The organism is Methylocaldum sp. RMAD-M (genome assembly GCF_017832375.1).
In the GTDB taxonomy this organism is placed as follows: Bacteria; Pseudomonadota; Gammaproteobacteria; order Methylococcales; family Methylococcaceae; genus Methylocaldum.
The window spans coordinates 1-11,838 of the sequence record NZ_JAFIBZ010000052.1; the positions used below are offsets into that span (position 1 = coordinate 1).

At 62.2% G+C, this 11,838-nt stretch carries 9 protein-coding genes; 5 read left to right on the forward strand and 4 right to left on the reverse strand.

The genetic code is table 11. The annotated features are described in order from the left end of the window. Window positions 1-172: 172 nt before the first annotated feature. Window positions 173-445: a hypothetical protein gene (locus tag JOD69_RS23950; RefSeq protein WP_086135740.1), complete on the forward strand. Its 273-nt coding sequence runs from the start codon at window positions 173-175 to the stop codon at window positions 443-445. 478 nt (window positions 446-923) lie between these two features. Here JOD69_RS23950 and JOD69_RS23955 read toward each other — a convergent pair whose 3' ends face one another. The 3 genes from JOD69_RS23955 to JOD69_RS23965 all read right to left on the reverse strand — a co-directional run bounded on the left by JOD69_RS23955 (window position 924) and on the right by JOD69_RS23965 (window position 5,816). Then, window positions 924-2,936, reverse strand: coding sequence for a CHAT domain-containing protein (locus tag JOD69_RS23955; RefSeq protein WP_240507156.1), 2,013 nt, complete (start codon window positions 2,934-2,936; stop codon window positions 924-926). A 1-nt stretch (window position 2,937) separates the two neighbouring features. Next, window positions 2,938-4,410, reverse strand: coding sequence for a metallophosphoesterase (locus tag JOD69_RS23960; protein WP_086135742.1), 1,473 nt, complete (start codon window positions 4,408-4,410; stop codon window positions 2,938-2,940). 488 nt (window positions 4,411-4,898) lie between these two features. Further along, window positions 4,899-5,816, reverse strand: coding sequence for a LysR family transcriptional regulator (locus JOD69_RS23965; protein ID WP_086135746.1), 918 nt, complete (start codon window positions 5,814-5,816; stop codon window positions 4,899-4,901). 103 nt (window positions 5,817-5,919) lie between these two features. Between JOD69_RS23965 and JOD69_RS23970 the strand changes: the two genes are divergently transcribed. Both JOD69_RS23970 and JOD69_RS23975 read left to right on the forward strand, forming a co-directional pair. Next, complete coding sequence (locus JOD69_RS23970) at window positions 5,920-6,558, forward strand: FMN-dependent NADH-azoreductase (RefSeq protein WP_086135743.1); 639 nt, start codon at window positions 5,920-5,922, stop codon at window positions 6,556-6,558. 23 nt (window positions 6,559-6,581) lie between these two features. Further along, window positions 6,582-7,442: a pirin family protein gene (locus JOD69_RS23975; protein ID WP_086135744.1), complete on the forward strand. Its 861-nt coding sequence runs from the start codon at window positions 6,582-6,584 to the stop codon at window positions 7,440-7,442. On the opposite strand, the gene JOD69_RS23980 is transcribed toward JOD69_RS23975, so the two are convergent. Next, window positions 7,439-8,410, reverse strand: a complete 972-nt coding sequence (locus JOD69_RS23980; RefSeq protein WP_086135747.1) for a DUF5996 family protein — start codon at window positions 8,408-8,410, stop codon at window positions 7,439-7,441. The genes JOD69_RS23975 and JOD69_RS23980 overlap by 4 nt on opposite strands. A gap of 579 nt (window positions 8,411-8,989) precedes the next feature. Between JOD69_RS23980 and JOD69_RS23985 the strand changes: the two genes are divergently transcribed. Continuing rightward, window positions 8,990-10,813 (forward strand): glycoside hydrolase family 15 protein, encoded by a 1,824-nt coding sequence (locus tag JOD69_RS23985; protein ID WP_086135745.1) that lies wholly within the window; start codon window positions 8,990-8,992, stop codon window positions 10,811-10,813. Window positions 10,814-11,159: 346 nt separating this feature from the next. Then, entirely contained in the window at window positions 11,160-11,579 is a 420-nt protein-coding gene (locus tag JOD69_RS23990) for a hypothetical protein (RefSeq protein ID WP_077730250.1), read from the forward strand. Window positions 11,580-11,838 lie beyond the last annotated feature (259 nt).

An 11,838-nucleotide genomic window follows, 5' to 3' on the forward strand; every position in this document is an offset into this window, starting at 1 on the left:
CGCGGCGACAAGCCGCGTGAGCCCAGGCCGGGCGTGTACCGGCCTGGGCGGCGGCCCGAAATACCAGGAGGGTATTTACGGGCCTGATTAATAACTGACCGGCATTGGGTTTTGACCGGAGTTTTTTCTTTGGGTAGAGTCGGTACGGGCCTAAAGGGATTTTGGAGGCGTTATGCGTTTCGTGTTTTTAGCTTTGTTGGGTCTGATCGGTGGATGTGCGTCGGATCCGGCGGTGCGGCAGCAATTAGCCGGGGCGGTTCAGGCCCATTGTTTGGCCGAATCCAAGAAGTATATCGAGGCAGGCGTGGAAAAGGACTACTTCACGCGATGCGTCGATAGTCGGTTGTCGGCTCTGGGCGAAGAACCGATCTATGATCCTGGTTTTGAGGAGCGATGGCCGGAGTTCGAGAGTCCCACGACCGAGCGGACTCTCCAGGAGAAATAGGCCGATTCTCGACCGCCGCCACTTGAGCCGATTGCACTGATAGCACGTGTCGGGCGTTCGTTGTTTGACTGTTGCTCCGTCATTGGCTCGGGTTAGGCGGGGCGGATGACGTGACCATCCGGGAACGCGCAAAGCACGACGGGTTTGGTGAGCATCGCATCGAACCGGCCACGTTCTTTGAGGGGCTTCCGCGCGCCGTAACCCACCGGGCCAAGCCGCGGAACCGGTGGGTTACGGCGCGTAGAGAGTCCGTGGTCACGGAACCGTTCGTGGCGGTGCGCGCCTAATTCCAAATCGCTTTCAATAAGGCATTAATTTTCGTAGGGTGGGTTAGGCCGCGAGGCCGTAACCCACCGAGCGACCTCGAATCGGTGGGTTACGCTTCGCTAACCCACCCTACGATTAATGTTCACTCGAATGCCGAATGGAATAATCCATCCGACTCCGGACACAAGACTCGGAACCTTGCTCTTGTCCGTCAGCAAGGCTTCGCCTGGGACAGGGATTCGTCGCCTAGCGCCGATAGCGCGGTTCTGGCCAATTCGTTCCACTGGTCCCTCTGCCAATACTCGAGATAGCGCCTGAACTGGCGCTGGGTCGAAAGAATCGGGAAGGCATCGGGACCCAGCAGGCAGAACATTTCGCCGCAGAACTCCCTGATTTCCTGTTCCGCCTGGCTGGCGCTGAATTTTGGCGCGCCATAGGCAACACCCAGCAGGGCGAGTTCGGCGAGTGTGGCCAGCACATAGGCGCGCTCTTCGCCCGCGGTTTTGTAGAGCTGCCAGTGGGCGAGCTGCCGGGCGGCGGCCCACCAGAGGCCGTAATCCTTCGCGAGCGACTTCCAAACCTCGGCGCTGCCCGCCAGGACCGGCATCGCCAGCATGGAGAGATACTGAGTAATGGCCCACGGGTTGGAAGGCTCGATCTCCAATGCTTCGCGATAGAGATCACGAGAGGACGCATAGGCTTTCTTGCCTTTTTCCAGCTTCGCGCGGGTGACCTCGGCATCGCCGGTTTCGCTTGCCGCGATCAGAAAATAGGCGATTCCGATGCGCTTCTCGCTGGCGGCATTCATGCCGAGACGCTTGGCCTTTTGCGCAGGCGATCTCTCCGTGACGGGCTCGGCGCACCAGGCCTTGAGTTCGGCGCGGATCGACTCGCACAGAACTTCCAGTTCAGCATCCCGATCGGCGGGGTTGCGCGCCTCGGCGGCTCTCCGGCCGTCCGCGTTGGCGCCGATCAGTTCGTCTATCCGGTCGAACTTCACCTCGAGCCGGCTGCGGATGCGTTCGTCGCGGAAGGCGTCCACCTGCCGCTCGAAGTTCCAGGGCACGGTCGCGTAGCATACGATGCTCGCCCAGTCATGGGTGCCGGGCGAATCGGTACGAAGCCGTTGGCGCAGGTCGTAGAGCACCCAGCGGGGATCGGTGCCGCTCAAAAGGCCGCTGTAGAGCACCTCGGCCGCGATCGAGGAGGCCCGCATCCAGAGGGGGAATTGCGAGGCGATGACCCAGGGAATGCCTGCCGCGTGGAGCTCGTGAGCGATGCTGCCGCCGGGTATCAGCACCGACTCGATATTGCCGGAATCGCAGGTCGCGAGCGTGACCACGTTGGGGCGATATTTGGTTGTCCCGGAGGAGTCCCGCGCCGTGAGTACGATCGCCAGGCGTTCGCCGTCGACCACGTCGCCTTGCGCGGAATTGGAATCGCTGCACAGCATGACGCCGTAGTGGCGGTCGCCGGAGTTATTGATCGGCGCGCCGTGGGCCAGGATGTGCACGTAAGTGTACTGGGTAGTCGAGCAGGCTTCCCGAATCTGCTCCAGGCTGGCATTGGGCAGTACCGTCAGGATCTGCTTGACCTCCCGGATGCGTTCCTCGGGCGTGTCCTTGATCTTGACCCAGGGATCGATCGCTCGCCGGATCGCGTGCAAATGGTCTTGCGCCGGCACCGGCGGGAGGCCGCCGGGCGATGCGAACGCGAACAGGATGCGCGGAGGGCGGTTCCAGTCGACCGGCAGCGGCCGTCCGCGCCGGACTTCCCGGGTCATCACGATAGGGGTGCGCGACTGCAGGAACAGGGGAGATCCGGAACCGGGGAAACCGTCCGGCGCGATAGCCGTCTCGAAAGGCACCATGCCCAGTTCGAAAGAGGACAGCGAAAGCCTGAGATGCACGAGTTTCCCGCCGTCGGCCCGCGGGTCGGACAGTTCCGAGAGCAGCGCCGGAACCTGTCCGAGCACCCGCCCGATCGCCTCGCCCATTTCCCGCATCTCGCTTTCGCGCTGCGAGGCGGCGACGGGGCTTCCGTCTATGTCGTACCGCAGGCGTTCGAGCCGGTTGAGCAGTTGCCGTTGCTCGAACGGCATGTGTACGGTCACCGGACCGTCGGCACCGCACAGCGCGAGATACGGCGTCAGCGGCGACAACAATTGATTGTGCGCGGGGCCCGGCCTGAGCAGTTCGAGTTTGACGTTGCGAATTTCGCTCATCTCAGGGCCTCGCGAATTGTTCGATAACCCGCGGCTTGTCCGTGCCGTCGCCCTCGACATGGGTCAGACGGCCGACGACTTTTCCGTCTTCCAGCGAGATCGAGACTGCGCTGGCTTGATCCATCACGAACGATTCGCCGCCGAATTTCGCCTTGTCGATGGTCTCCATCGCGCCGTCGGTCAGCGCCTCGTACACCGGCTTGAACGAGGCCGCGTCCTTGAGCATGGCATCGCTGAACCGCATCAGGCGGATCCAGGTGCCGCTGTTGAAATAGTAGCGGGAGCCGCCCATGTCGATGGCACGTTCGAGATGGGTATGGCCGGTGACGATGAAGTCGGTGGAAGCACCCACCGAAGCCGTCACCTGCTTATAAGTGTCGTCCTGGTCGGTGATGTCGAAGGTCTTGTCGTCCGCGAGCCAGTCCTTGAGCGCGCGCCGCAGCGCTTCGTCCTTGCCGACCCCGGTGATCCAGCCGGTGAGGCGATCCCAGATCAGGCCGCCGGTACCCAGAGTTTCGTTCGCGGGTGTCGCGCGAGCGCCGGGTTGCTTGAAGCCCTTCTCGGCGGCCAGCAACATGTCGTCGGCGGTTTGTGCGCCGGCCGAAACGTTCGGCCCCAGCAGCTGATCGACCGTGATGGCGGGCGCGCCGGTCGCCTGGCGGGGCTGGAATCCTTCCGCCGACAGGCGCTGGTCCACCTGTCCGCTGCCCCGTTGGCGTTCGCCCAGGATCGACAGCAGGCTGTTGATCTTGGCCGCCTGGGAAGGATCGAGCACCACCAGGGTTCCGACGGCGGCGGAGGTCTCGGGCTTGAGCAGATCGATCCACGCGTACCGGCGCTTTACCTCGTTCATGACTTCCTTGACCATGCGGGTACCGGCGTTCGGGTACCATTCGCTCGGTTCGAGCGAACGGCCGGCATTCAGGCGCCGCGCGACTTTCGCAAGGTCTTCGTAGCGGTTGTAGTTCCAGGCGTCGACTTCGTTGCCGTGGGTGCAGAAGACGCGGGCGTTGCCGACCAGGCAGGTGTGGCCCGCGCCGTTGGTGGAGAACTCGATTCGCGCCCTGGCGAGGAGGTCTTCGCCCGCGAGCCGCGACAAAATCAGACGCTGGACCGAGGGAAAGGACACTTCGATGTCGTGATTGCCGATGACGATCACCAGCGTGCGTCCTTTCTTCTTCACGAAATCCGCGAGAGCCTCCCAAATTCCGGAGAACGACTTGTCGTCCATGATCCGCGTCAGCGTGGCCGTCGCCTCGTCGACGGCGACGTAGCCCCGGATGTCCTCGGCCAGCGTGTCGAACACGTCGCCGTTCAGAACCAGCGCGACGCGCCCCTCGGGGCGCTGCGCCGCCACCCACCGGATATAGTTGGCGAGACGCTGGGTCTCCCTAAGGATCTGGAAGCCGGGCTTGCCGCCCATGTGGATATCGGAGATGACATGCACCTCGTCGTAAGCCGGGAACTCGCTCATGTTCCTACCCCCCCTTGATAAGTCCAAAGTGTTCGTATGACGTCCGCTGCAAGCGCGGATGATAATTCCGATTCGACGGTTTTATAAAGGATAGGCTTTAAGCTCGCTGAGCGCCGGAGACATCCTTCCAATCGCAAACGTCGCTTTAGTCGCGACCTTCCAATCGCAAATGGCCTGGCCGGGAGCGCCGGCCAGGCCCTCGCCGGATGACCGTTTGCGATCGGAAAGCCGGGATCCAGAGGGCATGGATGGCAGCGCACCAATCGCGAACGATGCGCTTCACCTTCGTTCAGCACATCCTACGAGCCCGTAGGATGCGCTGAGGTACGAAGCGCCCTTCGACTAGGCTCAGGACAGGCATCAATCGCGGACGATGGGTTCATGCCGGACAATCCCCAGGGACGGGGTGAGCAATCCCTGCCGGAATGACGGCTTTATGGATTTGTGTAGATATGCATGCCCAGAACGAGAGGTCCGATAAATGCAGGCTAGACGGAACCGCTGTTCATCCCGGTTCCGCCTTCGGTGGCGCAGGCGCGGATTAGTTCGGCCAGCTTGCGGGTGGCGGGGCCGGCAAGCTTGGGCTGGGCGAAGATGAGATACAGCGGCACCTTTCGGCGCTGTCCATCGCGCAGGGGCAGCGGCTTGAGCCGGCCGGAGGCGAGCGGCTCCTCGATCAGATGGCACGGAATCCAGCCGAAGCCCAGCCCCGCGCATAACAAGGCTATCCGCTTCTCGGGACTGGTCACGCTCCAACGCCGCGTCGCGCCGAGCCACCCGGAATCGCGCGGCGCCAGCGTGCCCGAATCGCTCACGACGACGTGCAGCTCCCGGTTCAAGTCATCGGCATCCAGGGTTCGTCCGAGCCGGTGTAGCGGGTGGTCGGGATGAGCCACGGCAACGAGTTCCACGTCCAGCACGTGATCTCCCAAAAATCCCGGCGGGACTTGTCCGCCGATCGCGAGATCGGCGCGGCCCATGATCAGCGCCTCGTCGGTGCCGGACAGCACCTCTTCACTGAGCAGCACGCGCGTGTGCGGGCTGAGGGGCGCAAATTCCCTCAGCATGCGCAGCAGAAGGGGAGTGGGGAACAACGCGTCGACCACCAGCCGGATTTCCGCTTCCCACCCCTGCACCAGACTGTGGGCCAGTTTCTCCAGTTTAAGCGCTTCGCCGAGCAGTTCTTCGGCGTGGCGCAGAAGCGTCTCTCCCGATTCGGTGAGCTTTGCCTTGCGGCCGTGAATCTCCAGCAGTTTCAGGCCGAGCTGCTCCTGCAGCCGGCCGACCGTATAGCTGACGGACGACTGGCTGCGATGCAGCGCTTCGGCGGCCTGGGCGAATCCGCCGTATTCCACGATCGCCTGCAATACCCGCCATTGCTCGAGAGTGGTCCGGGGAATCTTCATATGATCGAATTCTTCGATAAGAATGCCCAGAATTTTGCGCTTTTTAATCGAGTCATACAAACCTATCCTGGTGCCGTCTATCGATTCTTACCAGGAGATCGCCATGGCCACCTTGCTGCAAATCAAGACCAGTATTTCGGAAAACGGCAACGCCAACCGCTTCGCCGACGCTTTCATCACCCAGTGGCGCGCGCGGCATCCGGAGGACAGGATCGTCACCCGCAACCTCGGCCGCAAGCCGATTCCGCACTTGGACGAGACCGCAATCACAGGCTTCTTCGCGCCGGCCGAGCGGCGCACTCCCGAGCAGCGGGCGGCAGCGGAACTTTCGGACGAACTGATTGCGGAGCTTCAGGCGGCGGATGTCCTCGTGCTCGGCGTTCCCATGTACAACTTCGGCATCCCGTCGACCCTCAAAGCCTGGATCGACCATGTCGCCCGCGCCGAAATCACGTTCAAGTACACGGAAAACGGCCCGGTCGGTTTGGTCCAAGACAAACGGGTGTTCGTGCTCGCCGCCCGCGGCGGAGTCCATCGTGGCACGCCGCAGGACACCCAAACCGCTTACCTGCGCAATGTGCTGGGTTTCCTCGGGATGACGGATGTCAATTTCGTCTATGCCGAAGGACTGGCTTTGGGGGAGACCGCCAAGGGGCAAGCGGAAACCGATGCGCTCGGGCAGATCGCCCGGCTTGTCGGTTCCCGAGCGGTAACGACTGCGGCGAAACCGATCGATGTTTGACAAATTGTTTGAGGAGAACACCCATGACCACCTCTCCGAATTTTGTTACCCGCGAGGTCGAGCGACTGGTCACCGGCAATGCCGTTTCGGACGGTGCGGGCGTAAAACTGCTGCGCGTGCTGACCCCGGATTTGCAGCGGCGGCTCGATCCCTTTCTGATGCTCGACGAGTTCCGCTCCGACAATCCGGACGACTATCTCGCCGGCTTTCCCGATCATCCCCATCGGGGCTTCGAGACCGTGACCTATATGCTCGCGGGACGCATGCGGCATCGCGACAACGCCGGCCACGAGGGCTTGCTGGCTGCCGGCGGCGTGCAATGGATGACGGCGGGTCGAGGCATCATCCATTCCGAGCTTCCCGAGCAGGAGCAGGGGCTGATGCACGGTTTCCAGCTTTGGATCAATCTACCCGCGCGCGAGAAGATGACCGAGCCCGGCTACCGGGACATTTCGGCGGAAGCGATCCCGAGCACCACCACGGCCGAAGGCGTGACCATCCGGATCATCGCCGGATCGGTTGCGGGCATCGGCGGCGCGGTCAGGCGCGAGGCGACCGAGCCGCTCTATCTCGATCTCGAAATGCCGGCCGGAAGCGCTTACGAGGCGCCGATCCCTGGGGGACATAACGCGTTTCTGTACGTTTACGAAGGCGAAGTCGGCGTCGGCACACGCGGCGAGCCGGTGCGCGCCCGCCAGCTCGCGGTCCTGACCAACCGCGCGGATGCCGATGGCGTGCGGCTGACGGCCTCGGGCGGGGCTCGATCGTTGCTCGTCGCCGGCCGTCCCCTCAACGAGCCGATTGTGCAGTGGGGACCTTTCGTGATGAACACGCGCGACGAGGTCGAGCAGGCCATGCACGATTTTCGCTCGGGCAAGTTTTAGGTCGTGGGGAAGGTAGGCTCTTTGCCGGAGAGGCTCCGTTCCAATGACGGCCGATCCCAGTGTCCCAGATCGGCGGCCGCGTCATAGGTGCTTTGGAGAAACTCCAGCAGCAGCCGGCCGGGTGAATCCGCCTGCCGCACCTCGGAATAAGGCAGGACGAATTCCTTGAGCTCGGGGCTGTAAAACGCGCTTTCGGGACGTGCCCGTGCGTCCGGAAAACCTTTCGGTTCAGGGTAGGCATAGGCGTAGAAGGCTGGAAACGGGACAGCATCGTTACCCGGCCAGAAGCCGCAACTGCTTACCTCATGGGAATAGGCCTCGCGGACCACCCAATCGGGAAGATTGGGCACGCCGCCGGGGTGTTCGGGCGCGCGCCGGCCGGAGAAGCGCGTGACCGCCAGGTCGAAGCTGCCCCAGAAAAAATGCACCGGACTGCATTTGCCGATATAGCGCGCGCGGAATGCCTTGAATACGCTATCCGCCTGGGCCAGCACCCTCCAGCACCGGTGGGCGTGCTCGGCATCGTAGGCGGCGTGTTCCCGATCCTGGTCGAAGGGAATCGCGCGGGCGACCTCGTTGGGTTTTTTCCGTATGGCGACCTCGATATCCAGCGCCCGAAGCGCGGCAAAAATTTCCCGGTAGAAATCGGCCACCGTGCAGGGTAGAAGCGGGAATTGTCGCGCCGCGCCGTCGCTGGTCCGGATCACGAGTCGATGCTCGATAAAATCGAAATCGATCTGGAACGTTCGGTCACGATAGGGAATCGGCGAGGTCGTCAGCCCGGATGTCGTCAGATAAAGCACGACATGCCAGGAGTGGTTGATCCAGGGCGTCAAGGCCAGCCGGATTTTGCCGACGATCTGTGTCCACATATGCAAGGTCGCATAGGTGTCTTGCCATGCCTGCAAAGGCAGGTCCGGCCAGGCCGAATTGTCGTTGATGGTGCTCGAAGCGTTCTGGCTCGTCATGGTGACCTCCATCGAGCGGGGAATTTCAACGTCTACTTCCGCTTGTTCCCAAGCTCCTGCTCTCATCGTTATACACAAGACCCAGCGGGTGGTCGTCACCGTCATTCCGTCCATGGACGACGGAATCCAGGGCCATGGATGGTAACCGGCCGGTCGCACGCTGGCTTATCCGAAGCACAGCTCCGGCCCGCCGCTTCACCTCCGTGTGGCTGGATTCCGGCTTCCCTGCCGGAATGACGGGTCCGGGCACGTTTCGGGTCGCTCGTAAGTTGTGTATAACGATGAGAGCTCCTGCTTGGGAATACGGCCTTGGAAGCTCCAGCCTCGCAAAGGGCAGGAAGCCGGAGCCTCCAAGACTTGGGTTCCCAACCTTGAGGTTGGGAACCAACATCTGGTTTGATTTCTCGCGAGGTCCGGCCGTTCCGGAGTTCCGCATGCCGCCATGATTTACCTTTGTCAGAGCTTCCGGTTTCAGACGGAGCGAAGGCACTCCCGCATGCCCTGTCGGTCGAATCGATCAAGGTCTCACTCCGTGCGTTCGGTGCTTGTCCTGCGTCCCATCCGACTGGAGATACAGCCGTGAGCCAGCTTCCCATCGCTGACTACGCCTTTCTGTCCGATTGCCACGGGGCCGGCCTGGTCAGCCGCGCCGGCTCGGTCGACTGGCTTAACTTTGCCCGTTTCGACGCGCCCGCGATCTGCTCGCGGCTTCTGGATACGGACGGCGGCCATTGGGCCATCCGCCCGGTTGGCCAAGCATCGACGCGCCGCCGGTATCTCGACGGCACCCTGGTGCTTGAAACGACCTTCGAGACGCCGACCGGCACCGTGGTTCTGACCGACGCGCTGGCGATGGGACCCAACGAACGCGGCCACCAGCTCGGCGCCGACGCGCCGTATACCCTGATCCGCAGCGTCCGATGCCTGGCCGGGCACGCAGACCTCGAGATCGAGTACGCGCCTCGGCCGGAGTATGGGCTGGTCTTTCCCTTGTTGGTTCCGGTCGTTGGCGGCGTATCCGCGCGGGGCGGCGCCTCGGTGCTCCATCTCAGTTCGCCCGTGCCGTTTCAAATCACCCGTTCGACGGCATGGGCGGGCGTGAGAATCGAAGCCGGCCAACGCCTGGACTTCGCCTTGCAGCATCGTTCGAGTTCCGAAGCCGCGCCTCGAGTCTGGACCGAAGCGGATATCGCCGAACGGTTGGACGACACCATCACCGCCTGGCGCAGCTGGTCCGATCTCCACCAGAACTACGAAGGACCGTGGCGGGAGCTCGTCCGCCACAGCGGGCGCGTGCTTCAGGGGCTGACCTATTTTCCGACCGGCGCCATCGTGGCCGCACCGACGACTTCGCTGCCGGAAGCCGTGGGCGGCAGCCGCAATTGGGACTACCGCTACACTTGGGTGCGCGATGCGAGTTTCACCCTGGAAGCGCTGTGGGTGGCGGCCTGTCCGGACGAAGCCTATAAATTCTTCGACTTCTTGGCAGGCTCGGCCTTGACCCAGATCGAGCGCGGCGTGGATATGCAGATCATGTTCGGCATCGGCGGCGAGCACGATCTGACCGAACGCGAGCTGCCACATCTGTCCGGCTGGCGGGCCAGCCGTCCGGTCCGGGTCGGCAATGGCGCCTGGAATCAGCGGCAGCTCGATGTCTACGGCGAGCTGTTGAACGCAGCGTACCGGCTACAGGGACAGCTCACCACTCTCGATCCCATCACCCGTAATTTTCTCGCCGATGTCGCCGACGCTGCCGGTCGTTATTACCGCGATCCGGATCAGGGCATTTGGGAAATCCGCGGTCCGCCGCGAGACTTCCTGTACTCGAAACTGATGTGCTGGGTCGCCCTCGACCGGGCCATCGGGCTCGCAGATCTGCTCGGCGCCGCGGATCGTGTCGAGCGCTGGCGCGCCGTCCGCGAGGAAATCCGCCAGGCGATTCTTACCCAGGGTTGGAGCGAGCGGGCTCAGTCCTTTACTCAGGCGTTCGGTTCGGACGAGCTCGATGCTTCGGTCCTGATGATGGCGCTGGTCGGCTTCCTGCCGGCGGACGATCCCCGCATGCTGGCGACGATCGATGCGATCGAGCGGGAGCTGACGGACAAACGGGGGCTGGTATTCCGCTATCGCGCCGACGACGGGTTGAAAGGAGAGGAGGGCACTTTCCTGCTCTGCACTTTCTGGCTTGCCCACGCAGTCGCTTTGGCAGGACAGGTCGAGCGCGCCAAGGGCATCCTGGCCCGCGGCGCCGTTTATGCCAACGATGTGGGCCTGCTCGCCGAAGAGGTCGATCCGAGCACGGGCGAGCTGCTCGGCAACTTCCCGCAAGCCTTCAGCCATATCGGCTTGATCAACGCCGCGTGGGCGATTGCCGAGGCCGAGCAAGCCCGATCGGCACCGTAATTCCATTCGACATTCGAGCGAACATTCATCGTAGGATGGGTAGAGCGAAGCTAAACCCATCGATGGCAGGTTAGCCCCTAGGCTCCGCGTAACCCGCCGATTCGAGGTCGCTGCGCGCCTGACCTATCCTACTTCGCCGGCCGAAGAATCGATCGTCGGCACCGGCGATCCTCATCTTTCTTTAATCTTTTCCCCGGCGGCGTTCTCATGTTGCTTCCGTACTCTAGTACCCGACGGGTGCGGCGATTCCTGGACACGTATCTAAAGGCGCACCGGTAAGAGCCGTTTTTTTGGGGGCCGCCTCGGTGCGGAGTCAGAGACTGATCTAATGCGTTAAAGGTGACTCATGCCAGCAAACATGCGGCAAGACGAGAGGATCGAGGTTTTTTCATTCATTGCCTTGTATGAAGGCCTCAGTGGATTGCTGATCGATCTCGATCTCTATGTGTTCAATAAGGCGGGCGAATTGATCGAGTGCCAGCCCATATGGAAGGGAAAGACCGTAGTGGCGCTTTCCGGGAGGGAACTGAGTAACGCGCGAGTCATGATCGGGCCGCCCATACGTGATTCCATACGCGGGCCAATCACGATGGACATGATTCGGAATTACCATGGTTTCGAGGTCGGGTTCGATTTAGTGCCCAAGACCCGCTCGGTTACGCTTTCCGCCGTGCCGGAGGCAATTTGGCGGACATGGCAACAATCGGGCTCATGGAGCAAAAGCAGAAAACATCCCAACGCGTTCGACGGTTTTCTATTTTGGTAGATGTCGGCGTCGTCTTGGTAGCGATTCCGTTGCGCCATTGAGAGCATTTTCCGGCTTGGCGTAGCGCTCCCAACGTGGAATAGGTCGGAAAAGCGGCTTCGTCGGGAAAGGATTGCCGGTATCTACGACTAGTAGTCGGTCACGCTGGCGGTGATGGATATTCTTAGTGCGATCCGAGTCTGATCCTTTCATTCCTGTGAAGGAGATCAGCGATGCCCCAAAAGATCTATCTGGTCAGGCTCAGTGACGCCGAACATGA

Bases quoted from the DNA above. Each gene is read 5' to 3' on its own strand.
- JOD69_RS23950 (WP_086135740.1), top strand. From the start codon at position 173: ATGCGTTTCGTGTTTTTAGCTTTGTTGGGTCTGATCGGTGGATGTGCG.
- JOD69_RS23955 (WP_240507156.1), bottom strand. From the start codon at position 2,936: ATGAGCGAAATTCGCAACGTCAAACTCGAACTGCTCAGGCCGGGCCCC.
- JOD69_RS23960 (WP_086135742.1), bottom strand. From the start codon at position 4,410: ATGAGCGAGTTCCCGGCTTACGACGAGGTGCATGTCATCTCCGATATC.
- JOD69_RS23965 (WP_086135746.1), bottom strand. From the start codon at position 5,816: ATGAAGATTCCCCGGACCACTCTCGAGCAATGGCGGGTATTGCAGGCG.
- JOD69_RS23970 (WP_086135743.1), top strand. From the start codon at position 5,920: ATGGCCACCTTGCTGCAAATCAAGACCAGTATTTCGGAAAACGGCAAC.
- JOD69_RS23975 (WP_086135744.1), top strand. From the start codon at position 6,582: ATGACCACCTCTCCGAATTTTGTTACCCGCGAGGTCGAGCGACTGGTC.
- JOD69_RS23980 (WP_086135747.1), bottom strand. From the start codon at position 8,410: ATGACGAGCCAGAACGCTTCGAGCACCATCAACGACAATTCGGCCTGG.
- JOD69_RS23990 (WP_077730250.1), top strand. From the start codon at position 11,160: ATGCCAGCAAACATGCGGCAAGACGAGAGGATCGAGGTTTTTTCATTC.